The following is a 24523-nucleotide window of genomic DNA, read 5'->3' as shown; positions in this document are numbered from 1 at the left end:
CGCGACCGGCCGGAGGAACTCGCGCATGAACAGGGCACGGTCGCACGCCGGTCGCATGGGGTCGGCGTACGACCGGCGTGCGCGCCAGGGGAGCGGGCCCCTGCGCTGGGGGCGTACCTAGCTCTGAGCCGCCCTGATGGTCTCCTCGATGCCCGGGAACGCGAAGGTGAAGCCCGACTCCAGCAGCCGGGTGGGAAGGACGCGTTGGCTGCCCAGCACCTCCTGGGCCATCTCGCCGAGCGCTGCCTTCAGGACGGGCGCGGGCACCGAGAACAGCGTGGGCCGGTGCAGGACGCGCCCCATGGCGGCCGTGATCTCGCCGTTGGTGAGCGGCTCCGGAGCCGTCAGGTTGAAGGGTCCTGACAGTGAATCGGAATCGATCAGGAACCGCAGCGCGGCCACGTGGTCGTGCAGCGCGATATAGCTCCAGTACTGCCGCCCGTCGCCCATCTTCCCGCCGAGCCCCGCCTTGAACAGCGGGAACAGCCGCCCCCAGGCGCCGCCCTCGGGCGCCACCACCAGTCCGGTGCGGGCGAAGACGGTCCGTACGCCCGCCTCCTGCGCCGGCGCCGCCGCCTCCTCCCACTCCACGCACAGCGAGGGCAGGAACCCGTCCCCGGGCGGCGCGCTCTCGTCCACGGCCCGCGTGCCGGTGTCCCCGTAGAAGCCCATGGCGCTGCCGTTGAGGAAGACCCTCGGCGGCCGGTCGAGGGAGGCGGTGGCCTCCGCGAGCGTGGCGGTGCCGAGGAGCCGGCTGTCGCGGATCGTCCGCTTGTACGCGTCGGACCAGCGGCGGTCGGCGATCCCTGCGCCCGCGAGGTTCACCACGGCGTCGCAGCCGGAGAGGCCCACGGCGTCCACGTAACTCCGCTCGGGGTCCCACTCGACCTCGTCGTCCGACCGGGGCGTACGGCGTACCAGCCGCACCACCTCGTGCCCGTCGGCGGTCAGTGAGCGCACCAGGGCCGTACCGATGAGGCCGGACGCGCCGGCCACGGCGATTCGCGAAGCTTCCATGCCCCCATCCTGCGCCAGTCTCCCGGGGAGCACCGCGCCGAGGGGCCCGCGGCCGGGGGCGGTGCCCGGCGCGCCCGCTCTACAGTGACGTCCATGCCGGAGCCGTACATACGCACCGCCGTGCCCGAGGACGAAGAGGCGCTGGGCCGTCTCGACCGCGCGGTCTGGTCCTACCAGCACGCGGTCAGACCCCGGGAGCAGCCACCGTACGAGCCGTTCTTCAACGACCGCTTCGGTCCCCGCGACCATCTGGTCGCCGAACTGGGCGGGCTGCTCGTCGGCTACGTACGGCTCGGATTCCCCACCCCGCTCGCGTCCAACGCGCACGTACGGCAGATCCAGGGCCTCGCCGTCGCCGACGCGGTCCGCGGCAACGGAGTGGGCCGCTCGCTGATCCGCGCCGCCGTCGAGGCGGCCCGCCGCCAGGGCGCACGCCGGATCACACTGCGCGTCCTGGGCCACAACATGCCCGCACGCAGGCTGTACGAGTCGGAGGGCTTCGCGGTCGAGGGCATCCAGCCGGAGGAGTTCCGCCTGGCCGGCCAGTACGTGGACGACGTTCTCATGGGCCGCAGGCTCTGACCGGCTGCCGGCGGGGCCGCGCGGCCGGCCCGCGGGACAGCGAACCGACCGGCACGGTCACCCGCTCGTTACGCCGGTCACGACGTCACGAGATCTCCCGTGTCCACCGGCGTCGTCGCCTTCGCCGCCCGCGCCGCGTCGTCCGCGACCTCGTCGGCCGTCAGCACGTAACCCGTCTCGGCGTCGCTCGTGGAGCGGGCGAAGACGACGCCGTAGACCTTGCCGTCGATGGTCAGCAGGGGGCCGCCGGAGTTGCCGGGGCGGACCGTGGAGCGGATCGAGTAGATCTCGCGGGTGACCTGGGCGGAGCCGTAGATGTTCCGGCCCTGGGCGTTGATCTTGTTCGCGACGGTGGCCGCCTGGAGGTCGAGCCCGCCGTCCTGCGGGTAGCCAGCGACCACGGCCGCGTCGTCGCGCTTCGCACTCGTGTCGAAGGACAGCACGGGTGCCTTGAGCCCCGGCACGTCCAGCACGGCCACGTCCTTCTGCGGGTCGAAGAGGACGACCTTCGCCTCGTACGCCCGGCCCGTGCCGCCCACCCGCACGGTCGGGTCGTCGATGCCCGCCACCACGTGCGCGTTGGTCATCACGTGCTCCGGGGCGAACACGAAGCCGCTGCCCTCACGGCCCTGGGTGCCGACGGCGCCCTCGACCTTCACCGTGGAGCGCTGGGAGGCCCGCGTGGCGGCCGCGGTGACGCTGTCCCCGGAGGGCTTGGCCACGGACGCCGTCGGCTCGTTCTCGAAGGGGTTGAAGACCTGCGGGAAACCGGCCTCCGTGAGCGCCGAGGTGGCCCGGGAGAACCAGGCCGGGGTCGTCTCCGGCATGGTGTCCTGCACGGCGCCGAGCAGCGCGGAGTCCCGGATCGAGGACGTGACGACGGGCGAGGCCGACGCGCCGAGGACACTCGCGGCCACCCAGGCCACGAGCAGCACGGAGACCGTGTTCGCCGCGGCGCCGCCCACTCCGTCGACCACGCGCAGGGGTCCCTGGTCCAGCTCGCGGCGCAGCTTCAGCCCCAGCCGCCCCGCCAGCTCGTGGCCCACCGCGGCGGGCAGCAGCACGGTGAGCACCGCCGTGACCGTCGCGGTCGTGGTCCCCGCCTCCACCAGGTCCATCACCCAGGGCAGCACCCATACGCCGATGACGGCACCGCCCACGAAGCCGGCCAGCGAGACACAGCCCGCGACCAGTCCGCGCCGGTAGCCGGACGCCGCGTAGCCGAGAATGACCAGCAACAGCAGGATGTCGAGCAGGTCCACGGAGCTCCCTTTCTCTTGGGCCCCCTAGTACGCGCCGGGAGGGCCCAGTGATCAGGTACGCGCGTGGGGGACCGGCCGGCCGGCACACGTGCGTGGACCTGTAGAAACGTCCCGGACCGGGGCGTTGGTTCCACCGGGTGGCACACCACACATCGCGGACCCTCCCGGCGTCCCGGAGAGTGGGTCGCATGTGCGCCCACCGGAGCCTGCTCACGGCCCGCATACCCCGCCTCCCGCGCCTCGCGCCGGACCGGCTGCCCCGGCCCGCGCGCGCCGTGCTGGCCTGCGTCCCAGGCCTCGCGGCCGTCGCCGCGCTGGTGCTCTGCGCCGTGGGTGTCGACCGGACGCCGGGTGACGGCGAACGGGCCGTCGCGGCCCGCGCCCAGGTCGGGCACCGGGCCCCGAAACCGCCCATCGTGCCGAGGGAACGCTGGCTGGGCGACGCCGCGTCCACCCAGCCGCCGACCCGGTACGCCGACCGGGTGTCGGCCGTCTTCGTGCATCACACCGACTCGCCCAACGGCTACGACTGCGCCGACGCGCCCCGCATCATCCAGTACCTGTACACCGGGCAGGCCGGGGTCCGGCACTGGGACGACATCGGCTACAACTTCCTCGTCGACCGCTGCGGCACCGTGTACGAGGGCCGGGCGGGCGGCGTCGAGCGGGCCGTCGTCGGCGCCCACACCCAGGGCTTCAACGTGGGTACGGCGGGCATCGCCGCGCTGGGTACGTTCACCGCGGGCGTGCCCGTTCCCAAGGCGATGACCGACGCGATCGCGGCCGTGGCCGCGTGGAAGCTGGGGCTCACGGGCACCGATCCGCGCGCGTCCGTGCAGCTTGTGTCGACCAACAGTCTGAGCAAGTACCGGGCGGGTACGCGGGGGACGTTCACGGCGGTGTCCGGGCACACGGACGGGTACTGGACCGCGTGCCCGGGGGCTGCGCTCATGGCCCGGCTGCCGTCGATCCGGCAGGAGGCCGCGCGATTGCAGGGGCGGCGCTGAGCGCTGGGCTGGGCTGTGCTGGGCTCGAAAGGTTGTGCTTCGGCTGCGGCCCGGTGGGGGCTGGTCGCGCAGTTCCCCGCGCCCCTTCAGGGCGCCGGTGTGACGCGTGCCTCTTCAGGGCGCCGGTGTGCCGCGTGCCTCTTCGGGGCGCCGGTGTGCAGCCCTGCCTCACAGGTGGGCCACAGCGGAGGCATGGATCACGCCGAGCTGCGCCTTCTAGCGTCGGGGTACGCACTGACCGGAGGTGGGGATCATGAACAGTCGTACGAGTACGAGTACGAGCGGTCGCGAGCAGCAGCAGCCCGGGCGTACGTCCCTGTGGGGGCGGGTCGCGCGCAGCCCCTGGACCGTCGCCTGCGTGGTGGCCGCGGTCGTGGTGGGCCCCTCCGCCGCCACCGCGTCCGCCCTGGACCGGGCCAACGCGGCGCCCCCGCACAGCGCCCCGCGGGCGTCAGTCCGCGAAGCGGTCCCACAGGCGGGGCAGGCGTTCCTCAAGGAGTGAGTTGTTCTCCAGGTCGAGCGGGGTGCCCAGCGGCTCGGGAGGGGCCGCCGGGATCCCCAGGTCGGGGGCGACCGCGCCGGTGAGCTGCTCGTACGCCTCGTCCGCCGCGTAACCCAGCTCCTCGGCGTCCCCGTCGACCTCGTCGTCGAAGTCCGTGATGAGGTCGGCCAGTTTGTCCGGATCGTGCACGGCACCCTCGTACGTCTCCCGGCCCTGGCCGATCAGCCAGCAGCGGAAGAAGTCGAAGGCGTCGTCGCTGGCCCCGTCGAGCAGGATCCAGGCCGCGCCCCACAGATCCCAGGTGTACGCGCGGTTGTAGCGGGCCTCGAAGTGACGGGCGAAGTCGAGGACCATCTCGGGGTCCAGCCGGAGCAGCCGCTCGACGAGCAGGTCGGCCTGCTCCTCGGGGTCGCCCTCGGCGGCCTCGCGGGTCGCGTCCACCAGCTCCCAGAACTCCGTCTCGTCCATCACGGGACAAGCATCGGGCCTGGACCCGGCCCGCGCACCCGGGGACAGGCGGATCGTTATGCGCGCACATGCCGCCGGAAAATCCGACAGCAGGTGTCGGCATTCGGCGCGATGCTCGGCACATGGAGAGAGCAGAGCAGGCATTACAGCAGAACACGGGACCGCTCGACGGCAGGATCGCGCTGGTCGCGGGTGCCACGCGCGGTGCCGGCCGGGCCATGGCGGTCGAGCTGGGGCGCGCGGGGGCCACGGTGTACGTGACGGGACGCACGACCCGCGATCGGGTCAGCGAGGTCGGCCGGACCACCGAGACGATCGAGGGGACGGCCGAACTGGTCGACGAGGCCGCCCGCGCCGCCGGTACCGCGGGCCGGGGGATCGCCGTACCCACGGACCACCTGGAACCGGAGCAGGTACGCACGCTGGTCGAGCGCATCGACCGGGAGCAGGGCCGCCTCGACATCCTCGTCAACGACATCTGGGGCGGTGACGTCCATCTCGACTTCACGGCCGAGAAGCAGCCCGACATGTGGGACATGGATCTCGGCAAGGGGCTGCGGATCATGCGCCTGGGCATCGAGTCGCACCTCGTGACCAGCCACGTCGCGGCGCCCCTGCTCATCCGCAACCCCGGCGGGCTGCTCGTCGAGGTCACGGACGGCACCGAGGAGTACAACCGCCGCTACCGCAAGCCGTTGTTCTACGACCTCGCCAAGACGGCCCCGATCCGGATGGCGTACGACCTGGGGGAGGAACTGAAGGAGTACGGCTGTACGGCGGTCTGCGTCACCCCGGGCTGGCTGCGCTCCGAGGCGATGCTCGACACCGCGTTCAAGGTCACCGAGGAGAACTGGCGGGACGCCTGCGAGCACGTACCGCACTTCGCGATCTCCGAGTCGCCCACCTATGTCGGGCGGGCCCTGGTCGCCCTGGCCGCCGACCCGGACGTGGCCCGCTGGAACGGGCAGTCGCTGTCCAGCGGCGGCCTGGCCCAGGAGTACGGCTTCACCGACGTCGACGGCTCGGCGCCCGACGCGTGGCGCTATCTGCTGGAGGTGGAGTCGCAGGGCAAACCGGCGGACGTGACGGGCTACCGCTAGTCCTTGTCGGCCCGGGTCGCCGCGTCGACGTAGTACGCGGCGATCCGGGCCGCGGCGTCGGAGAAACGTTTCCTTAGCTCGGCCGGCTCCAGTACCTCCGCCTCCGGACCGAGGGAGAGGAACTGGCTGTACGCGACGTCGTACGACTCGACCGGCAGCGTGAGTGTCACCCGGCCCTCGCCGTCGGGCGGGCCGGCCGCGTCCAGGGCCTCCTGGGCCGAGAGCGGGTCCACGGTGTGTCTGAGCCGCCGCGCACCCGCCTCCGTGAGGCGCACCACGACGGTCGCCCGCAGGAGCGAGCGGGCGAACTGCTCGGCCTGGTCGGCCCAGAAGCCGGGCAGGTCGAAGGACTCGTCACGCTCGAAGCGGTCGCCCGCGGGTTCGGCGGAGGTGAACCGTTCGATGCGGTAGACCCGGAAGGGGCCGGGTCCCTGTTCCGGTGCGTGCTCCGGCCCGACGACCCTGGCGCACACGTACCAGACACCGGCCTTGAGGACGAGGCCGTACGGCTCCAGCTCGCGCTCCAGGTCCGTCTCCTCGCGCCGGTAGCGCGCGGTGATCCGGCGGTCGTCCCAGACGGCCTCCGCGATCGCGGGCAGCAGTTCGGGGGTCCTCGGCTCGGCGAACCACGCGGGGGCGTCCAGATGGAAACGCTGGGCCGCGGTACGGGAGGCGTCCCTGAGGGACGGCAGGAGGGCGGCGGACACCTTCAGGAGGGCGGCGGAGGAGGCGTCCTCCAGGCCCATCTCGCGCAGGGCGCCCGGGACGCCGGACAGGAACAGGGCCTCCGCCTCGCTGCGGGCGAGGCCTGTCAGCCGGGTCCGGTAGCCGCCGACCAGGCGGTATCCGCCGGTGCGGCCGCGGTCGGCGTACACCGGGACGCCCGCCTCCGACAGCGCTTGCGCGTCCCGCGTGATCGTCCGCTCGGACACTTCCAGCTCGCGCGCCAGCTCGGCGGCGGTCATGGAGGGCCGGGACTGCAGGAGCAGCACCATCTTGATGAGCCGGGCAGCGCGCATGCCCCCCATGATGCCGGTGGCTCCGCCGGTGCGGTGACTGGGGTGGGTACGCGTCTGTCTGCGGCGCCGTCGTGGCTGGTCGCGCAGTTCCCCGCGCCCCTAAAGACGAAAGGCAGGGGCGCAGCCCCGCTTTTCAGGGGCGCGGGGAACTGCGCGACCAGCCACACGCGACCCGCACCCGACGACCGGCACCCCCCCCACGCCACCCCACCCTCCCGCAGGCTGTGAAACGGCCGCGGGAGGGTGGGGGAGGAACTACAGGCCGTACCTCGCGCGGGCTTCCTTCACCGCGGACGCGGGGACCTCGCCGCGCCGCGCGAGCTGCGCCAAAGCGGCCACCACGATCGACTGCGCGTCGACGCCGAAGTGGCGACGGGCCGCCGCCCGGGTGTCGGACAACCCGAACCCGTCCGCGCCCAGCGACGAGTAGTCCTGCTCGACCCACTGCGCGATCTGGTCCGGCACCTGCCGCATGTAGTCGGAGACGGCCAGTACCGGCCCCTCCGCCCCCTGCAGCGCCTGCCGAAGGAACGGCACCCGGTCCTCGCCGCGCAGCAGCGCCGCATCGGCCTCCAGCGCGTCGCGCCGCAGCTCGGTCCAGGACGTGGCCGACCAGACGTCCGCGGCCACACCCCACTCCTCGGCGAGCAGCTTCTGCGCCTCCAGGACCCAGTGGATCGCCGTGCCGGAGCCCAGCAGCTGGATGCGCGAGGCGTTGGCGGCGTTCACCTGGACACCCGCCGACTCCGCCGTGTTGAAACGGTAGAGCCCCTTGACGATGCCCTCGTCGATGCCGGTGGCGGCGGGCTTGGCGGGCTGCGGGATCGGCTCGTTGTAGACGGTGAGGTAGTAGAAGACGTTCTGGTCCTCACCGGGGGCGGACTCGCCGTACATCCGGCGCAGCCCGTCCTTGACGATCGTCGCGACCTCGTACGCGAACGCCGGGTCGTACGACAGCGCCGCCGGGTTCGTCGCGGCGATCACCGGCGAGTGCCCGTCCGCGTGCTGCAGGCCCTCGCCCGTCAGCGTCGTACGGCCGGCCGTGGCACCGACCAGGAAGCCGCGGCCCAGCTGGTCGCCGAGCTGCCACATCTGGTCGGCCGTGCGCTGCCAGCCGAACATCGAGTAGAAGATGTAGAACGGGATCATCTGCTCGCCGTGCGTGCTGTACGCGGTCGACGCGGCGATGAAGTCCGCCATGGAACCGGCCTCGGTGATCCCCTCGTTGAGGATCTGGCCGTCCTTGGCCTCCTTGTAGTACATCAGCTGGTCGCGGTCGACCGGCTCGTACGTCTGGCCCTTGGGGGAGTAGATCCCGAGCGACGGGAAGAGGCTCTCCATGCCGAAGGTGCGCGCCTCGTCGGGGACGATCGGCACCCAGCGCTTCCCGGACGTCTTGTCGCGGACGAGGTCCTTGACCAGGCGTACGAAGGCCATGGTCGTCGCGACGTTCTGCGAGCCGGAGCCCTTGTCGAAGGCCGCGAACGCCTTGTCGGCGGGCGCGGGAAGGGGCGTCAGCGGCTGCGTACGACGGGCCGGGGCCGGGCCGCCGAGGGCCGCGCGGCGCTCCTGGAGGTAACGGACCTCGGGGGAGTCGGCGCCCGGGTGGCCGTAGGGGACCACGCCGTCGACGAAGTCGCTGTCCTTGATCGGCAGCTCCAGCAGGTCACGCATCTGCTTGAACTCGTCCGTCGACAGCTTCTTCATCTGGTGGTTGGCGTTCTTCGACGCGAAGCCCGAGCCGAGGGTGTGGCCCTTGACCGTCTGGGCCAGGATGACCGTCGGAGCGCCCTTGTGCTCGACGGCGGCCTTGTACGCCGCGTACACCTTGCGTGCCTCGTGACCACCGCGGGAGAGGTGGAAACACTCCAGGATCTTGTCGTCGCTCAGCAGCTTCGCCAGCTCGACGAGCGCCGGGTCCGAACCGAAGAAGTCCTGGCGGATGTAGGCGGCGTCGCGCGTCTGGTACGTCTGCACCTGCGCGTCCGGGACCTGGCGAAGGCGGCGGACGAGGGCGCCGGTGGTGTCGAGCCGGAACAGCTCGTCCCAGGCGTTGCCCCACAGCGACTTGATGACGTTCCAGCCGGCGCCGCGGAACTGGGCCTCCAGCTCCTGCACGATCTTGAAGTTCGCGCGGACCGGACCGTCGAGGCGCTGCAGGTTGCAGTTGATGACGAAGGTCAGGTTGTCCAGACCCTCGCGGGAAGCCAGTGCGAGTGCCGCCGTCGACTCGGGCTCGTCCATCTCGCCGTCACCGAGGAACGCCCACACGTGGGACGCCGAGACGTCCTTGATGCTGCGGTTGGTGAGATAGCGGTTGAAACGCGCCTGGTAGATCGCGGAGAGCGGGCCGAGGCCCATCGACACCGTCGGGAACTCCCACAGCCAGGGCAGGCGCCGCGGGTGCGGGTACGACGGGAGGCCGTTGCCGCCCGCCTCCTGGCGGAAGTTGTCGAGGTGCGCCTCGGTCAGGCGGCCGTCGAGGAAGGCGCGGGCGTAGATGCCGGGGGAGGCGTGGCCCTGGATGTAGAGCTGGTCGCCGGACCCGTCGGCCTCCTTGCCCTTGAAGAAGTGGTTGAAGCCGGTCTCGTAGAGCCAGGCCGCGGAGGCGAAGGTGGCGATGTGGCCGCCGACGCCGTGTTTCGCGCCGCGGGTCACCATCGCGGCCGCGTTCCAGCGGTTCCACGCGGTGATCCGGCGCTCCATCTCCTCGTCGCCGTCCACGGTGGGCTCGGCGGCGGTCGGGATGGTGTTGACGTAGTCGGTCTCAAGCAGCTTGGGTAGCGCGAGTCCGTTGCCCTCGGCGCGCTCCAGCGTGCGGCGCATCAGATACGCGGCACGGTGCGGCCCGGCCGCCTCGGTGACGGCGTCGAGGGAGGCCTGCCATTCGGCGGTCTCCTCGGGGTCGCGGTCCGGGAGCTGGTCGAGCTCGCTCGGCTGGATAGCGGTGGGGTCGGTCATAGCGCCGCCTTCCGGATGCGGAGGGGGTTCCCTCGTCGGCAAGGGGTGTGTCGGGGGATTGCCCTTGGTCTTTGGCAGGACAGGGCGGCGGGCTCTGGTGGGAGCCCGCCGATGACTGTAACTCGCTGATCGATGATCGATCAAAGGGTTGAAGGGCAAAACCTCTTGATCACGAGAAAGTAGGCACGCGGTGCCTTCGCTGTGGGCACGGGGTGCCTTGTTTTCGCAGGTGAGGCGGGCTGTCGGCACTCTGTGGGGGTACGTATGAGCGGGGCCCCGCTCCGCTGGTCGGCGCGGTCACGGGGCGGCTTCGTCGCCCGTCCTGGGGGCGCAGCCCAGCACATGCGCCTTCACCAGCTCGGCGATCATGGGGTCCCGGCGCCGGAACGCCTCCACCAGGGCCTCGTGCTCCTCCGCGTACGACTGCTGGACCGTGCCCAGCCAGCGGATCGACAGAGCCGTGAAGACCTCGATGCCCAGGCCTTCCCAGGTGTGCAGCAGCACGCTGTTGCCCGCGGCGCGCACCAGCTCGCGGTGGAAGCCCACCGTGTGGCGGACCTGGCCCGTACCGTCCGCCTTGCGGTCGGCCTCGTACAGGGCGGCCACGTGGGGCTCCAGGGTCGAGCAGTCGGCCGCGAGGCGCTCCGCGGCCAGCTCGGCGGCGATGGCCTCCAAGCCGGCCCGGACGGGGTAGCTCTCCTCCAGGTCGGCCGCGGTCAGATTGCGTACGCGTACGCCCTTGTTCGGGGCCGACTCGATCAGCCGCAGGGACTCCAGCTCGCGCAGGGCCTCCCGTACGGGGGTCTGGCTGACCTCCAGCTCCGTGGCGATCCGGCGCTCCACGATCCGCTCGCCCGGCTTCCAGCGGCCGCTGACGATCCCCTCCACGATGTGCTCGCGGATCTGCTCGCGGAGCGAGTGGACGACGGGCGCGGTCATGGGGGCTCCTTCGTTTTGACCTTTAGACAATAAGGCCACGACGCGCCGCGGGCTTTGGCCGGGCGCGTGCGGGGTGGGGCTGCGGGCCTGTTCTTCGGCCGCGGGCCGGTGGGGGCTGGCCGCGCAGTTCCCCGCGCCCCTTCAGGGCGGGGCTGCGCCCCGGCGGGTTGTACGTCGGCCGCGGGCCGGTGGGGGCCGTTCGCGCAGTTCCCCGCGCCCCTGAAAGGCGGGGCTGCGCCCCAGCCCTACACGACCGGCACCCGCAGGCTTTCAGGGACGCGAGGAACTGCGCGACCAGCCACACACGACCTACAGCCGTGGAACCGGCCCGTCTTTAGGGGCGCGGCGAACTGCGCGCTCAGCCCCCACCGGCCTGTAGGCGAAGAACCGGCCCGTTTTTTCAGGGGCGCGGGGAACGGCGCGACCAGCCCCCACCGACCCGCAGACGCAAAACCGGCCCGTTTTTTGGGGGCGCGGGGAACTGCGCGAACGGCCCCCACCGGCCCGCAGGCGAAGAACCGGCCCGTTTTTTCAGGGGCGCGGGGAACTGCGCGACCAGCCCCCACCGACCCGCAGACGCAAAACCGGCTCGTTTTTGGGGGCGCGGGGAACTGCGCGAACGGCCCCCACCGGCCCGCAGGTGTAGGACGGGCCTGTCTTCAGGGGGCTCTGCCAGACCGCGGGCAACGCGAAAGGTGCCCCCGTCCGGTAGACCGGACAGGGGCACCTCGTCGTGCGTCGCTGCGGTGGCGGCGGAGCCTACAGGCCGAGCTCGACCTCGAACTCGCCCGCCTCAAGGATCGCCTTGACCGCGGTCAGGTAACGGGCCGCGTCGGCGCCGTCCACCAGCCGGTGGTCGTAGGACAGCGTCAGGTACGTCATGTCACGCACACCGATCACCGTACCCTCGTCCGTCTCGATGACGGCCGGCCGCTTGACCGTCGCACCGATGCCCAGGATCGCGACCTGGTTCGGCGGCACGATGATCGTGTCGAACAGCGCACCACGCGAACCGGTGTTGCTGATCGTGAAGGTCGCACCGGACAGCTCGTCCGGAGTGATCTTGTTCGCCCGGACCTTGCCCGCCAGCTCGGCGGTGGCCTTGGCGATACCGGCGATGTTGAGATCCCCCGCGTGCTTGATGACCGGGGTCATCAGGCCCTTCTCGGAGTCCACCGCGATACCGATGTTCTCGGTGTCGAAGTAGGTGATCGTGCCCTCGTCGACGTTGATCCGGGCGTTGACGGCCGGGTGGGCCTTCAGCGCCTGGGCCGCCGCCTTCACGAAGAACGGCATCGGGGAGAGCTTGACGCCCTCACGCGCCGCGAAGGAGTCCTTCGCCTGCGCGCGGAGCTTCATCAGCCGGGTGATGTCGACCTCGACGACCGAGGACAGCTGGGCCTGCTCGTGCAGGGCCTTCACCATGTTGTCGCCGATGACCTTGCGGATGCGGGGCATCTTCACGGTCTGGCCGCGCAGCGGAGAGGCCTCCAGCGTCGGCGCCTTCTTGCCGGCGCTCGGCGCGGCCGGGGCGGCGGCCGGAGCCGGAGCGGCGGCAGCGGCCTTCGCGGCCTCGGCGGCGGCGATGACGTCCTGCTTGCGGATCCGCCCGCCGACGCCGGTGCCCTTGACGGTGGACAGGTCGACGCTGTTCTCGGCGGCGAGCTTGCGCACCAGCGGGGTCACGTACGCGCCGTCGTCACCGGAGGTCGCGGCGGGCGCCGCGGCCGGGGTGACGGGGGCGGGAGCCGGTACCGGCGCGGCCGGAGCCGGGTCGGGGGCCGGGGCCGTCTGCTGCTGCGGCGCGGGAGCCGAGGGCGCCTGCGGAGCCGGAGCGGCAGGCGCGGCCGGGGCCGCCGGAGCCGGGGCGGCGGGAGCGGCCGGAGCCGGTGCCGGGGCAGCGGCGGCGGGCGCCGGAGCCGGGGCGGCCGGAGCGGGCGCCGCGGCCGGAGCCGCGCCGGGAGCACCGATGACGGCCAGCTTCGCGCCGACCTCGGCGGTCTCGTCCTCGCCGACCACGATTTCGAGCAGCACACCGGAGGTGGGCGCCGGAATCTCGGTGTCGACCTTGTCCGTGGAGACCTCAAGCAGCGGCTCGTCGGCCTCGACCGACTCCCCGACCTCCTTGAGCCAGCGGGTGACGGTGCCCTCGGTGACCGACTCGCCCAGTGCCGGAAGCACCACGTCGGTGCCCTCGGCGCTGCCGCCGCCGGAGGCGGCCTCGGCGGTCGGGGCCGCCGCCGGAGCGGCGGCCTCGGTGGACGGAGTGGCCTGCGGGGCCGGCTCCGGAGCCGCGGCGGGCTCGGGAGCGGGGGCAGCCTCGGGCTCGGCGGCCGGGGCGGACTCGGCGGCGGGGGCGCCCGAGCCGTCGTCGATGACGGCCAGCTCGGCGCCGACCTCGACGGTCTCGTCCTCGGCGACCTTGATGGAGGCGAGCACACCGGCGGCAGGGGAGGGGATCTCGGTGTCGACCTTGTCGGTCGACACTTCGAGCAGCGGCTCGTCGGCCTCGACGCGCTCGCCCTCGGCCTTCAGCCAGCGGGTGACAGTGCCCTCGGTGACGCTCTCGCCGAGCGCCGGAAGGGTTACGGAAACCGCCATGGTTTCGGTTGCTCCTTACGAATTGCGGAAGTCTGTGTCGTCGCGTCGTGAGTTGACCGAGGGTCGGTCAGTCGTGCGAGTGCAGCGGCTTGCCCGCCAGGGCGAGGTGAGCCTCGCCCATGGCTTCGTTCTGCGTCGGGTGCGCGTGGATGAGCTGCGCCACCTCGGCGGGCAGCGCCTCCCAGTTGTAGATCAGCTGGGCTTCGCCCACCTGCTCGCCCATGCGGTCGCCGACCATGTGGACGCCGACCACGGCACCGTCCTTGACCTGGACGAGCTTGATCTCGCCCGCGGTCTTGAGGATCTTGCTCTTGCCGTTGCCCGCGAGGTTGTACTTCAGAGCGACGACCTTGTCCGCACCGTAGATCTCCTTGGCCTTGGCCTCGGTGATGCCCACGGAGGCGACCTCCGGGTGGCAGTACGTCACCCGGGGCACGCCGTCGTAGTCGATCGGGACGGTCTTGAGACCGGCCAGACGCTCCGCCACCAGGATGCCCTCGGCGAAGCCGACGTGCGCGAGCTGGAGCGTCGGGACGAGGTCACCCACGGCCGAGATGGTCGGCACGTTGGTGCGCATGTACTCGTCGACCAGGACGTAACCGCGGTCCGTCGCGACGCCCTGCTCCTCGTAACCGAGACCGGCGGAGACCGGGCCGCGGCCGATGGCGACCAGGAGGATCTCCGCCTCGAAGGTCTTGCCGTCGGCGAGGGTCACGCGGACGCCGTCCTGCGTGTACTCGGCCTTGTCGAAGAACGTGCCGAGGTTGAACTTGATGCCGCGCTTGCGGAACGCGCGCTCAAGAAGCTTGGAGCTGTTCTCGTCCTCGACCGGGACGAGGTGCTTGAGGCCCTCGATCACGGTGACGTCGGTGCCGAAGGACTTCCACGCCGAGGCGAACTCGACGCCGATGACACCGCCGCCCAGCACGATCGCGGACTGCGGTACGCGGTCCAGCGTCAGCGCGTGGTCGGAGGAGATGATGCGGTTGCCGTCGATGTCCAGGCCCGGCAGCGACTTCGGCACGGAGCCGGTCGCCAGGAGCACGTGACGGCCCTCCACGCGGCGCCCGCCGACGTCCACGGAGGTGGCGGACGACAGACGTCCCTCACCCTCGATGTACGTCACCTTGCGGGAGGCCACGAGGCCCTGCAGGCCCTTGTACAGGCCGCTGATCACGTCGTCCTTGTACTTGTGGACGGCGGCGATGTCGATGCCCTCGAAGGTGGCCTTGACACCGAACTGCTCGCTCTCGCGTGCCTGGTCGGCGATCTCGCCGGCATGCAGCAGGGCCTTGGTGGGAATGCAGCCGTTGTGCAGGCAGGTGCCGCCGAGCTTGTTCTTCTCGATCAGGGCGACGTCCAGGCCCAACTGCGCTCCGCGCAGGGCCGCGGCGTAGCCGCCGCTACCACCGCCGAGGATCACTAGGTCGAAAACGGTGCTGGCGTCGTTCGCCACGTCACGTCCTCCATGCATGTGCGCCGGCGCCGGTCTTCAGTGACCGGGCGGCGGCTGGTGTGGCCGCTCTTTCTTCGGCCCTGAGGTGGGCCCTGTCCTGCCGAGAACCCATCTTCGCACTTGTCGCCGCCGCCCGGGACGCCGGGCCGGGCTGTAGGACGTCTGATCGATCACACGGGAGGCCCCGCACCCGGTCGGGGCACGGGGAACTGCGCGACCGGCCCGCACTCGCCGCGGAAGGGGTGCGGGCCCGATCGACGGGCGGGCGTCAGCCCAGATCGCCGGCGGCGGTCAGCTCGGCCAGCCGCACCAACGTACGCACGGAGGACCCCGTACCACCCTTGGGCGTGTAGCCGAACGGCCCCTGCTCATTGAACGCGGGCCCGGCGATGTCGAGGTGCGCCCACGTGATGCCCTCGCCCACGAACTCCTTCAGGAAGAGCCCGGCCACCAGGCCGCCGCCGTAGCGCTCGCCCATGTTGGCGATGTCGGCGGTCGGGGAGTCCATCCCCTTCTTCAGGTGGTCCGGCAGCGGCATCGGCCACGCGGGCTCGCCGACCTCCTCGGCGGCCTCGTGCACCGCGGAGCGGAACGCGTCGTCGTTCGCCATGATCCCGAACGTACGGTTGCCGAGCGCCAGCATCATCGCGCCGGTCAGCGTCGCCACGTCGACGATCGCGTCGGGCTTCTCCTCGGACGCCTTGGCGAGCGCGTCGGCGAGCACGAGCCGGCCCTCGGCGTCGGTGTTGAGCACCTCGACGGTCTTGCCGCTGTACATGCGCAGCACGTCGCCCGGACGGGTGGCGGAACCGGAGGGCATGTTCTCGGCCAGCGCGAGCCAGCCGGTCACGTTGACCTCGAGGTTCAGCCGCGCGGCGGCGACCACGGCCGCGAAGACCGCCGCCGCACCGCTCATGTCGCACTTCATCGTCTCGTTGTGCCCGGCGGGCTTGAGTGAGATGCCGCCCGAGTCGTACGTGATGCCCTTGCCGATGAAGGCGAGGTGCTTCTTCGCCTTGGACGAGGTGTACGAGAGCTTCACCAGCCGGGGCGCGGACGCGGAACCGGCGCCGACGCCGAGGATGCCGCCGTACCCGCCCTTGGCGAGCGCCTTCTCGTCGAGCACCTGCACCTTGATGCCGTGCTCCTTGGCCGCGGCCTGCGCGACAGCGGCGAAGGCCTCCGGGTTCAGGTCGTTCGGCGGGGTGTTGATGAGGTCGCGGGCGCGGTTCAGCTCCTCGGACACGGCCGTGGCGCGCTCGACGGCCGCCTTGAACGCCTTGTCGCGGGCCTTGCCGCCCAGCAGCGTGGCCTCGGCGAGCGGGGCCTTGCCGTTCTTGGAGCCGTTCCCGTCCTTGGCGGTCTCCTTGTACGTGTCGAAGGAGTACGAGCCCAGCAGCACGCCCTCGCCGATGGCGCCCGCGTCGGCGGCGTCCGAGACCGGCAGGGCGAACGCGGCCTTCTTCGTGCCGGCCAGTGCACGGGCGGCGACACCGGCGGCGCGGCGCAGCGTCTCCGCGGAGAAGGAGCCGTCCTTCTCCGGGAGGGCACCGAGGCCGACCGCCACGACGAGCGGTGCCTTGAAGCCGGAAGGGGCCGGCAGCTTCGTCACCTCGCCCTCGCCGCCCGAGGCGCCGAGGGTCTCCAGAACGCCGGCGAGCCTGCCGTCGTACGCCTTGTCCACGGCTTCGGCGCCCGGTGCGACCACCAAGTCCCCGGACTTGGACCCGGTGACCTTGGCGACACCGACGACGATCGCGTCGGTGCGCAGACCGGGCGCCGCGGCGGTGCTGAGAGTGAGAGCAGTCACGGTGGTGAAATCTCGCTTCCGTTGAGTTGCTGTGGCCGGCGGGGGTGTGGTCGGCCAGGGGGTTGGAGTCCCGCCCCCGAGCCTACGCGCGGTCCCGACGTTCGCTCCTACCAGAGTCCGTCCCTGGGGGCTGCCGCCCCCGGACCCCGGCAATCGCGCTGCCGCGCTCGTCCTCAAACGCCGGACGGGCTGAAGGGTTCACGGGCGGGCTGAAGATCTCCGGCTGTCCGGGGACATCTCAGCCCGTCCGGCGTTTGAGGACAAAGGGGGGCGAGGGGGCGCAGCCCCCATGCGTGGACGGGAACGGGTAGGGGCGGCGGGGGCGAGGAATCCGCCGCCACGGCCTGTCCTAGGCGAAGAGACAGAAGCCGACCAGCGCGACGGTCACGGCGGTCTCTTCGAGCGCACCGAACACGTCCCCCGTCACACCCCCGAACCGCCGCACGCAGTGCCGCAGCAGGAACTCGGCGGCGACACAGCCGAGCACGACGGCCAGGACGCACCCGAGCACCCCGTACGTGCCGAGCAGCACCCCCGCCCCGGCCGCCAGAACCGTCACAGCGACGGCGGCGACGACAGCGCCCCGTACGGAAACCACGCCCGCGACCGCCGCCCCCAACCCCTCGGGCCGGGCAGCAGGCACCCCCACCCGCGCGGCCAGCGTCAGAGCCAGACGTCCGACGGCCGCAGACACGACGGCCGCGAGAGCACCCCGCCCCCAAGACCCCCCGTACGCCTGAGCCAGCGCGGCGACCTGCGCGAGCAGCACGAACAGCAGGGTGATGACCCCGAACGGCCCGATGTCCGACTGCTTCATGATGCGCAGCGCATCCTCGGCGGGCTTGCCGCTGCCGAGGCCGTCTGCGGTGTCGGCGAGGCCGTCGAGGTGGAGGCCGCGGGTCAGGACGGCGGGCACGGCGGCGCTCGCCACGGCCGCGAGGAGCGGGCCCGCGCCGAGCACCAGCAGGAGCAGCCCGGTCGCGGCGGCGAGAACGCCCACGGCGAGGCCGGCGACGGGCGCGCTCAGCATGCCGGTGCGTGCGGCCCCGCGGTCCCAGCGCCGCACGGTCACGGGGAACACGGTCAGCGTGCCGAAGGTGAAGCGGAGTCCGTCGCTCCAGGACGCCGGGGGCGTCTTCGGCGTCTTCGGCGTCTCGGGCGGAGGACCGGGCGACGGGTTCGGCGGGGGCGTGGACACCGGCGCAGAGTACCGGTCGCCGCCCACGGAACGACCGCCTGACGACCGCCTGACGATCGCCGGACGGCCGTCGGACGGCCGTCGGACGACCAGGAGACGTCCACGGCAGCCGCGGATAAAGTGCGCACATGGGGCATTGGTGGACACGGAACATCATCGAGCCGGGAAAGCTCCCGCTGCTGCTGGCGCTGGCCTCCTTCGTCCTCACCTTCGTGATCACCCGGATCGTGGTCCGGCTCATCCGGGCGGGCAAGGGCCCGTTCGGCAACGTGAAGGCGGGCGGTCTGCACATCCACCACGTCGTCCCCGGGGTCGTCCTGACCGTGATCGGCGGCTTCGGCGCGGTGGGCAGCGACCGGCACGGTTTCGGCTCGGCCGTGTCCGCCGTGGTGTTCGGCATGGGCGCGGGTCTGGTGCTCGACGAGTTCGCGCTGATCCTGCACCTCGACGACGTCTACTGGAGCGAGGAGGGCCGCAAGAGCGTCGAGGTCGTGGTGGTCACGGCGGCGCTGGTCGGCCTGATGCTCAGCGGCTTCCTGCCGTTCGGCGTCAACGACCTCACCGAGGACGAACTGCAGGACCGCGCCGGTGTCGTCCTGAGCATCGCGCTCAACTTCGGCGTCGCGCTGCTGGCGCTGAGCAAGGGCAAGGCCCGTATGGCGATCTTCGGGGTGATCGTCCCGCTCGTCGCCCTGGTCGGCGCGGTCCGACTGGCCCGCCCCACGTCTCCCTGGGCCAGACGCTTCTACCGGCGACGGCCGCGCGCCCGGGCCAGAGCGCGCCTGCGGGCCTACCACCACGACCGCCGCTGGGTGGGACCGCGCCGCAGATTCCAGGACCTGATCGGCGGCAAACCCGACCCGGAACCCGTACGTTCCCTGCCCGGACGCCCCTGACAGGGCCACCTATCCGCGCGCGTCCAGGCGCTTGCGGTGCAGCCACTTCGGCAGGCCCGGGGCCTCCAGGAAACCCTCCGCGCGGGCGGCGGCGAGACCGATGCGCGGCAGGTCGGCGCTCTTCTCGAACAGCAGGAACCGCGGTTCCCAGATGGGCCGGTACTTGGCGTTGGCGCGGTACAGCGACTCGATCTGCCACCAGCGGGAGAAGAAGCTGAGCAGTGAGCGCCACAGCCGCAGCACCGGTCCCGCGCCGAGCCGCGCGCCGCGTTCGAAGACGGAGCGGAACATGGCGAAGTTGAGCGAGACCTGCGTGATCCCGAGTTCGGAGGCCCGCTGGAGGAGCTGGATCACCATGAACTCCATGAGGCCGTTCTCGGAGTCCCGGTCCCGTCGCATCAGATCGAGGGAGAGCCCGTTGGGCCCCCAGGGCACGAAGGACAGCACGGCCCGCAGCTCGCCCTCCCCGTTCCCCTCCTCGCCGCCGCCGTCCCGGCATTCGAGCATCACGCACCGGCCGTCGCCCGGGTCCCCGAGCCGCCCCAGCGCCATGCTGAAACCGCGCTCGGTCGCCCCGTCCCGCCAGTCGTCCGCGCGGGCGAGGAGGTACGCCATCTCGTCGGCCGGGATGTCCTCGTGCCGCCGGATGCGTACCCGGTAGCCCGCGCGCTGCACGCGGTTGTAGGCCTGGCGGACGGTCCGCATGGCCCGCCCGTCGAGGGTGAACTCGGCGGTCTCGACGATGGCCTCGTCCCCGAGCTCCAGCGCGTCGAGACCGTGCCGGGCGTAGACGGTCCCGGCCTCCTCGCCCGCTCCCATCACGGCCGGGATCCAGCCGTGGGCGCGGGCCTCGGAGAGCCAGGGTTCGATGGCGCCGGGCCACGCCTCGGAGTCGCCGATGGGGTCGCCGGAGGCCAGTGAGACACCGCCGACGACGCGGTAGGCGACGGCGGCCTTGCCGGTCGGCGACCACACCACGCTCTTCTCGCGGCGCAGCGCGAAGTAGCCGAGGGAGTCCCGGTCGCCGTGCCGGTCCAGCAGGGTCCGCAGCCGTTCCTCGTCGTCGGCGGTGAGCGGGTCGACGACGCGGCGGGAGCGGAAGGCCGCGTACAGGACGGCGAGGACGAGCAGGGTGCTCAGTACGTTGATGGCGACGTTCACCCAGTTGGGAGTGGTGATCCCGGGGAAGCGGGAGTCGTCGGCGGCGACCGAGACGAGCCGCAGGGTGCCGTAGCGCCAGCGGTCGGTGAAGGTCGACAGGTGCGCGTCGTGGGCGTGGTTCGTGACGGTCACCAGGAGTGCGGCCAGCAGGGAGCAGGCGAGGAGGCCGCCGACGGCGACGGCTGCCGCGAGCCGGGGGTTGGAGCGGTCGCCCTTCGCGTAGAACGCGGGTCGGCCCACGATCAGGGAGGCCACGAAGGCCGCCGTCAGGGCGAGGGAGATCCAGTTCTGCGGGTAGCGGCGGACCTCCGGGAAGACCATGGCGAAGGCGAACAGCAGCAGGAACGCTCCGCTCAGGGCCAGGTTGAGGATCCAGGCGGCTCGCTTGCGCCGTCGCATCGTGATCGCCAGGAACATGGTGAACACGCCTGACGCGAAGCCGGCGGTCAGGAGGTACGGGGTGAAGTAGTCCTCCGTGTTGTGGCGCCGCACGTCCTGGCCGAGGGAGACCCATACGGCGCTCAGGAAGTTGAGGAACGCGACGGTGCGGAGGTACCACACGGCGGTTGCCGCGGCGATGGATCGGGCGCTTCCCATGAAACTGGATCATATGGGGCGCCCTGGCCGTTGGGCTGCCGCCCGGGCGGGGTGACCCACGCATGAACTCCACCTGAGGCCCGGTGGGGCCTGGCCGCGCAGTTCCCCGCGCCCCTGAAAGAACGGGGCTGCGCCCCCGCCCTTTTGTCGGCAGGGGCGCAGCCCCGCCGACAAGGGGCGCGGGGAACTGCGCGGGCAACCCCCACCGGACCCGCACCCGACGACCCCCGGGCCGGAGCCCACCCCTACTCGGACTCGGACTCGGCCTCCAAGGCCTCCGTAGGAGCCGTAGGAGCCAAAGGCAACTCCGCCGCAAGCGCCGCAGCAGCCTGCACCAAAGGCAGCGCGAGCAACGCCCCCGCCCCTTCCCCCACGGTCACCCCATGCGAAAGCAGCGGTTCGAGCGCCATCCGGTCGAACGCCTTCGCCTGCGCCGGCTCCCCGCTGCTCTGCCCCGCGAGCCACCAGTCCGGCGCCCGGAAGGCGACCCGCTGCCCGACCAGGGCGCAGGCCGCGGACACGACCCCGTCGAGCACGACGGGCGTCTTCCGTACGGCGCTCTGCAGCAGGAACCCGGTGATCGCCGCGAGATCGGCCCCACCCACCGTCGCGAGCAACTGCAACTGGTCCCCGAGAACGGGCCGGGCCCGCCGCAGCGCGTCACGCACCGCCGCGCACTTGCGCATCCACGCGAGGTCGTCGATCGCCCGCCCCCCACGCCCGGTCACCACGGACGCGTCGGTCCCGCACAGCGCCGCCACGAGCACGGCCGCCGCGGTCGTCCCGCCGACACTCACATCCCCGAGCACGACGAGATCGGTCCCGGAGTCGGCCTCCTCGTCCGCGACGGCGACGCCCGCCCGGAACGCGGCCTCCGCCTCCTCCAGGGTCAGCGCGTCCTCGATGTCGATCCGCCCGGACCCGCGCCGCACCCGGTGCCGTACGACCTCGTCGGGCAGGCTCTCCGGCTCGCAGTCGAGTGCCATGTCCACCACCCGCACGGGCACTCCGAGGCGCCGGGCCAGTACCGACACGGGACTCGCGCCGTCCAGCACGGAGCGCACCAGGTCGTCCGCGCTCCCGGCGGGCCGCGCCGAGACCCCCAGCCCGGCGACCCCGTGGTCGCCCGCGAACAGCACCACACGCGGACGCTCGATCGCCCGCACCGGCACGGCCGCCTGCGCGGCGGCCAGCCACTCACCGAGTTCGTCCAGGCGTCCCAGTGACCCGGGTGGCACGACCTGGCGCTCGCGGCGCGCCTCGGCGTCACGGCGTACGCCACCGTCGGGGCGCTCGATCAGGTCGGTGAAGTCGTCGAGATTAAGCGAGCTCATTCGCCGAACAGTACCGGCAGTGATCCGGCCGGGATCCTGACGGGCGGTCAGTGGCCCGCGCGGGGAGGACGCGTCAAGGGCGGTGATCCCATGTGTGCCGTTTTGCAGTGGATTGTCATACCGGTTTGTATTAGCTGGTAGCGGCTCATATCAGCCTCTAAAGGGTCTTACCCCGTCGGACCGGCAGGAGCAGACAGACCATGCCCCCCACACCCGTCACACCCCCGACCCCGGCCACACCCCCCACGCCGCCTCCCGCAGCCGTCACGTCCGCCGCCCAGCAGTCCGCCGCCCAGCGCCGCGCCGTCTACCTGGGGGAGCTGGCCCAGGGCACCGACCGCTTCCACGAACCGCGCAGACCCGACTGCCCCTGGTGCGGCTCGGAGCGGCTGCGCACCCGGCTGCGCACCCCCGACCTGCTCCAGCACAAGCCCGGCACCTTCGTCGTCGACGAGTGCGAGGACTGCGCCCACGCCTTCCAGAACCCCCGCCTGACCACCGAGGGCCTCGCCTTCTACTACCGCGACTTCTACGAGAACCAGGACGGCGGCGAAGAACGCCAGGAGCACGACGGCGAACGCCACGAACACGAGAGCTTCGCCGAACGGACCCTGCGCTCCCGGGCCGGCCGCCGCCGCCACGAGGCCGCGGCCCGCGCGATGCTCCCGTTCCCGGAACCCGAGAGCTGGCTGGACGTCGGCACCGGACACGGCCACTTCCCGGCGGCGGCCAAGGAGTTGTTCACGTACACGTCCTTCGACGGGCTCGACCCCACCTCGCGCGTCGACAAGGCCCTGGCGGCGGGCCGGGTCGAGGAGGCGCACCGCGGCCGGCTGCCCGACCTGGTCGGCCGGCTGCGCGCCCGCTACGACGTGGTCAGCATGTTCCACCACCTGGAGCACAGCCCCGACCCGCGCGAGGAACTGCGCGCCGCGCTCGCCGTACTGCGCCCCGGCGGGCATCTGCTCGTCGAAGTCCCGGACCCGGACTGCGCGTTCGGCGCGCTGCTCGGCAAGTGGTGGGTGTCGTACTGCCAGCCGCAGCACCTCCACCTCATGCCACTGCGCAACCTGCTCGACGAGCTGGACGCGCTGGGCTGCTCGGTCGTCTCCACCGACCGCCGCGAACCGCACGTCCCGTACGACCTGACCGGCGCCCTGGCCCTGGCGATCGGCAACCGGCTGCCCGGCGGCGACGAGCCCTGGCGCCCCGCCCCGCCGACCGACCTCCAGCGCACCCTGCGCACGGCCCTCACCCGGGCCACCGCCCCGCTGCTCGCCTCCGCGTTCGTCCTGGACCACGCCCTGGCCCCGCTCCTGCGCCGCACCCGCTTCTCGAACGCGTACCGGATCATCGCCCGCAAGAACCCGCGCGCGACCCCCCTCTGACCGGGCCTCAGCCCTTCAGGGTCACCGCCTGGCCCGCCACCACCAGCAGCACGTGCTCGCACTCGGTCGCGAACGCCGCGTTGAGGCGGCCCAGTTCGTCGCGGTAGCGGCGGCCCGAGGGGGTGGCGGGGACGATCCCGGAGCCGACCTCGTTGGAGACGGCGACCACTGTGCGGCGCGACTCGCGGACGGCGGCCGTCAGCTCCTCGACGCGCGCCCGCAGCACGCGTTCGCCGCCACCGGCCCACTCGGCGTCGTCCCACGCGTTCGCGGAGTCCATCGCGTCCGTCAGCCACAGCGACAGACAGTCGATGAGCAGCGCGGACCCGTCCTCCTTCAGCAGGGGTACGAGGTCGCAGGTCTCGGCGGTACGCCAGGAGCCGGGGCGCCGCTCGCGATGCGCGTGCACCCGGGCCGCCCACTCCCCGTCCCCGTTGCGCGCGCCGCCCGTCGCCACGTACAGCACGTCCGGGAAGGCCTCGAGCCGCCGCTCGGCCTCCACCGACTTGCCCGACCTGGCCCCGCCGAGGACCAGCGTCCGGCGCGGTACGTCGGGCACGTCCTCGTACACCCCGACGGTCAGCGTCCTGCCGTCCGGGACCGTCCGTGCCCCCGCCGCGGCGAGGCGCCGCCGCAGCTCGCGGCCCGGCGGCACGTCGTGGTCGAGATGCACCGCGATCACATCGGTGGCGGGCCCCACCGCACCCACCAGCCGCAGCCGGGCCAGCGCGTCCGGCCGCCCGACGACATCGCCGACCACCATGTCGTACGTCTCGGTCGTCTCGTCCAGGCCCGCGGGGGCCGCACCCGGCGGCAGATAGAGCAGCCGCTGACCGTCCGGGCCCGTGACCGCGTACCCGGTGCCCGGCGCGTCCATCGACAGCGCCCGCACCCGATGCCCCGTCAGTAGCGTCAGCTCCCGGCCGTCCGGCACGCGCCCCGGCTGCGGCAGCCCCGCCGGCACCTCCACGGCGGGTCCGTCGTGCGGGTGCGACAGCAGGACCTGGCGCACCCCGCTCAGCGAGTGCCCGGCCCGGGCCGCCGCGAAGGCCGCCCCGGGTGTCAGGTCCAGCAACAGGGTCCCGTCCACCAGGAGGGCGGTGGCCGCGCGGGCGTCCGCACCGAGCGCCACCGCGCAGACGGCGCACGAACAATCGGGCCTGGGCAGCCCCATGGGCCCGCCGGTACCAAGCAGAGTCACTTCCACGGGCCCGATTTTCCCGTG

19 protein-coding genes are annotated in these 24523 nt (G+C 72.3%); 6 read left to right on the top strand and 13 right to left on the bottom strand.

Features of this window, described 5'->3' with window-relative positions; all coding sequences use genetic code 11:
• Positions 1-117: 117 nt before the first annotated feature.
• Entirely contained in the window at positions 118-1017 is a 900-nt protein-coding gene (locus ACZ60E_RS32355) for a TIGR01777 family oxidoreductase (protein ID WP_385835903.1), read from the bottom strand.
• Between the two features lie 93 nt (positions 1018-1110).
• Between ACZ60E_RS32355 and ACZ60E_RS32350 the strand changes: the two genes are divergently transcribed.
• Entirely contained in the window at positions 1111-1599 is a 489-nt protein-coding gene (locus ACZ60E_RS32350; protein ID WP_469445022.1) for a GNAT family N-acetyltransferase, read from the top strand.
• 77 nt (positions 1600-1676) lie between these two features.
• On the opposite strand, the gene ACZ60E_RS32345 is transcribed toward ACZ60E_RS32350, so the two are convergent.
• On the bottom strand, positions 1677-2861 hold the full coding sequence (locus ACZ60E_RS32345; RefSeq protein ID WP_384811445.1) for a MarP family serine protease: 1185 nt from the start codon (positions 2859-2861) through the stop codon (positions 1677-1679).
• A 188-nt stretch (positions 2862-3049) separates the two neighbouring features.
• Between ACZ60E_RS32345 and ACZ60E_RS32340 the strand changes: the two genes are divergently transcribed.
• Together ACZ60E_RS32340 and ACZ60E_RS32335 are read left to right on the top strand one after the other, a co-directional pair.
• Complete coding sequence (locus tag ACZ60E_RS32340) at positions 3050-3868, top strand: peptidoglycan recognition protein family protein (RefSeq protein WP_469445020.1); 819 nt, start codon at positions 3050-3052, stop codon at positions 3866-3868.
• 253 nt (positions 3869-4121) lie between these two features.
• A complete protein-coding gene (locus tag ACZ60E_RS32335) occupies positions 4122-4370 on the top strand; it encodes a hypothetical protein (RefSeq protein ID WP_469445018.1) in 249 nt (82 codons plus the stop codon).
• On the opposite strand, the gene ACZ60E_RS32330 is transcribed toward ACZ60E_RS32335, so the two are convergent.
• Positions 4320-4838: a DUF4240 domain-containing protein gene (locus ACZ60E_RS32330; protein WP_469445400.1), complete on the bottom strand. Its 519-nt coding sequence runs from the start codon at positions 4836-4838 to the stop codon at positions 4320-4322. The genes ACZ60E_RS32335 and ACZ60E_RS32330 overlap by 51 nt on opposite strands.
• 122 nt (positions 4839-4960) lie before the next feature.
• Between ACZ60E_RS32330 and ACZ60E_RS32325 the strand changes: the two genes are divergently transcribed.
• Positions 4961-5938 carry an SDR family oxidoreductase gene (locus ACZ60E_RS32325; protein WP_469445016.1) on the top strand — a complete coding sequence of 326 codons (978 nt, stop codon included), beginning with the start codon at positions 4961-4963 and terminating at the stop codon, positions 5936-5938.
• On the opposite strand, the gene ACZ60E_RS32320 is transcribed toward ACZ60E_RS32325, so the two are convergent.
• From ACZ60E_RS32320 to ACZ60E_RS32290, 7 genes are all read right to left on the bottom strand, one after another.
• Positions 5935-6957, bottom strand: coding sequence for a helix-turn-helix transcriptional regulator (locus tag ACZ60E_RS32320; RefSeq protein ID WP_469445014.1), 1023 nt, complete (start codon positions 6955-6957; stop codon positions 5935-5937). The genes ACZ60E_RS32325 and ACZ60E_RS32320 overlap by 4 nt on opposite strands.
• A gap of 255 nt (positions 6958-7212) precedes the next feature.
• Positions 7213-9918: a pyruvate dehydrogenase (acetyl-transferring), homodimeric type gene (gene aceE / locus ACZ60E_RS32315; RefSeq protein ID WP_469445012.1), complete on the bottom strand. Its 2706-nt coding sequence runs from the start codon at positions 9916-9918 to the stop codon at positions 7213-7215.
• A 297-nt stretch (positions 9919-10215) separates the two neighbouring features.
• Positions 10216-10857 (bottom strand): GntR family transcriptional regulator, encoded by a 642-nt coding sequence (locus ACZ60E_RS32310; protein ID WP_453795560.1) that lies wholly within the window; start codon positions 10855-10857, stop codon positions 10216-10218.
• Positions 10858-11616: 759 nt separating this feature from the next.
• On the bottom strand, positions 11617-13458 hold the full coding sequence (sucB, locus tag ACZ60E_RS32305; protein WP_469445011.1) for a 2-oxoglutarate dehydrogenase, E2 component, dihydrolipoamide succinyltransferase: 1842 nt from the start codon (positions 13456-13458) through the stop codon (positions 11617-11619).
• Positions 13459-13525: 67 nt separating this feature from the next.
• The gene (gene lpdA, locus ACZ60E_RS32300) at positions 13526-14914 is read right to left on the bottom strand and encodes a dihydrolipoyl dehydrogenase (protein WP_107018272.1); all 1389 of its coding nucleotides are present in this window, start codon (positions 14912-14914) and stop codon (positions 13526-13528) included.
• Positions 14915-15182: 268 nt separating this feature from the next.
• A complete protein-coding gene (locus ACZ60E_RS32295) occupies positions 15183-16724 on the bottom strand; it encodes a leucyl aminopeptidase (protein ID WP_469445010.1) in 1542 nt (513 codons plus the stop codon).
• 349 nt (positions 16725-17073) lie between these two features.
• Positions 17074-17922 carry an adenosylcobinamide-GDP ribazoletransferase gene (locus tag ACZ60E_RS32290; RefSeq protein WP_469445008.1) on the bottom strand — a complete coding sequence of 283 codons (849 nt, stop codon included), beginning with the start codon at positions 17920-17922 and terminating at the stop codon, positions 17074-17076.
• Positions 17923-18050: 128 nt separating this feature from the next.
• On the opposite strand from ACZ60E_RS32290, the gene ACZ60E_RS32285 reads away from it, so the two are divergent.
• Positions 18051-18818 carry a hypothetical protein gene (locus ACZ60E_RS32285; RefSeq protein ID WP_384811474.1) on the top strand — a complete coding sequence of 256 codons (768 nt, stop codon included), beginning with the start codon at positions 18051-18053 and terminating at the stop codon, positions 18816-18818.
• A gap of 9 nt (positions 18819-18827) precedes the next feature.
• Here the strand turns inward: ACZ60E_RS32285 and ACZ60E_RS32280 are convergent, their stop codons facing one another.
• Both ACZ60E_RS32280 and cobT read right to left on the bottom strand, forming a co-directional pair.
• Positions 18828-20576 (bottom strand): phosphatidylglycerol lysyltransferase domain-containing protein, encoded by a 1749-nt coding sequence (locus tag ACZ60E_RS32280; RefSeq protein ID WP_469445007.1) that lies wholly within the window; start codon positions 20574-20576, stop codon positions 18828-18830.
• 245 nt (positions 20577-20821) lie between these two features.
• Positions 20822-21910 carry a nicotinate-nucleotide--dimethylbenzimidazole phosphoribosyltransferase gene (cobT, locus tag ACZ60E_RS32275; protein WP_469445006.1) on the bottom strand — a complete coding sequence of 363 codons (1089 nt, stop codon included), beginning with the start codon at positions 21908-21910 and terminating at the stop codon, positions 20822-20824.
• A gap of 200 nt (positions 21911-22110) precedes the next feature.
• Here cobT and ACZ60E_RS32270 point away from each other — a divergent pair, with 200 nt between their 5' ends.
• Positions 22111-23298: a class I SAM-dependent methyltransferase gene (locus ACZ60E_RS32270; protein ID WP_469445004.1), complete on the top strand. Its 1188-nt coding sequence runs from the start codon at positions 22111-22113 to the stop codon at positions 23296-23298.
• 7 nt (positions 23299-23305) lie between these two features.
• On the opposite strand, the gene ACZ60E_RS32265 is transcribed toward ACZ60E_RS32270, so the two are convergent.
• A complete protein-coding gene (locus ACZ60E_RS32265; protein WP_384815485.1) occupies positions 23306-24505 on the bottom strand; it encodes a bifunctional adenosylcobinamide kinase/adenosylcobinamide-phosphate guanylyltransferase in 1200 nt (399 codons plus the stop codon).
• Between the last annotated feature and the right edge of the window lie 18 nt (positions 24506-24523).

Source organism: Streptomyces sp. NPDC102514 (genome assembly GCF_055584525.1).
The sequence above is the reverse complement of the archived record's forward strand: the minus strand, read 5'-3'. Positions and strand labels throughout refer to the sequence as shown.

Bases quoted from the DNA above. Each gene is read 5' to 3' on its own strand.
- sucB (WP_469445011.1), bottom strand. From the start codon at position 13,458: ATGGCGGTTTCCGTAACCCTTCCGGCGCTCGGCGAGAGCGTCACCGAG.
- ACZ60E_RS32280 (WP_469445007.1), bottom strand. From the start codon at position 20,576: ATGGGAAGCGCCCGATCCATCGCCGCGGCAACCGCCGTGTGGTACCTC.
- ACZ60E_RS32285 (WP_384811474.1), top strand. From the start codon at position 18,051: ATGGGGCATTGGTGGACACGGAACATCATCGAGCCGGGAAAGCTCCCG.
- ACZ60E_RS32350 (WP_469445022.1), top strand. From the start codon at position 1,111: ATGCCGGAGCCGTACATACGCACCGCCGTGCCCGAGGACGAAGAGGCG.
- ACZ60E_RS32325 (WP_469445016.1), top strand. From the start codon at position 4,961: ATGGAGAGAGCAGAGCAGGCATTACAGCAGAACACGGGACCGCTCGAC.
- ACZ60E_RS32335 (WP_469445018.1), top strand. From the start codon at position 4,122: ATGAACAGTCGTACGAGTACGAGTACGAGCGGTCGCGAGCAGCAGCAG.
- ACZ60E_RS32320 (WP_469445014.1), bottom strand. From the start codon at position 6,957: ATGCGCGCTGCCCGGCTCATCAAGATGGTGCTGCTCCTGCAGTCCCGG.
- ACZ60E_RS32310 (WP_453795560.1), bottom strand. From the start codon at position 10,857: ATGACCGCGCCCGTCGTCCACTCGCTCCGCGAGCAGATCCGCGAGCAC.
- ACZ60E_RS32270 (WP_469445004.1), top strand. From the start codon at position 22,111: ATGCCCCCCACACCCGTCACACCCCCGACCCCGGCCACACCCCCCACG.
- ACZ60E_RS32340 (WP_469445020.1), top strand. From the start codon at position 3,050: ATGTGCGCCCACCGGAGCCTGCTCACGGCCCGCATACCCCGCCTCCCG.
- ACZ60E_RS32330 (WP_469445400.1), bottom strand. From the start codon at position 4,838: ATGGACGAGACGGAGTTCTGGGAGCTGGTGGACGCGACCCGCGAGGCC.
- cobT (WP_469445006.1), bottom strand. From the start codon at position 21,910: ATGAGCTCGCTTAATCTCGACGACTTCACCGACCTGATCGAGCGCCCC.
- ACZ60E_RS32355 (WP_385835903.1), bottom strand. From the start codon at position 1,017: ATGGAAGCTTCGCGAATCGCCGTGGCCGGCGCGTCCGGCCTCATCGGT.
- aceE (WP_469445012.1), bottom strand. From the start codon at position 9,918: ATGACCGACCCCACCGCTATCCAGCCGAGCGAGCTCGACCAGCTCCCG.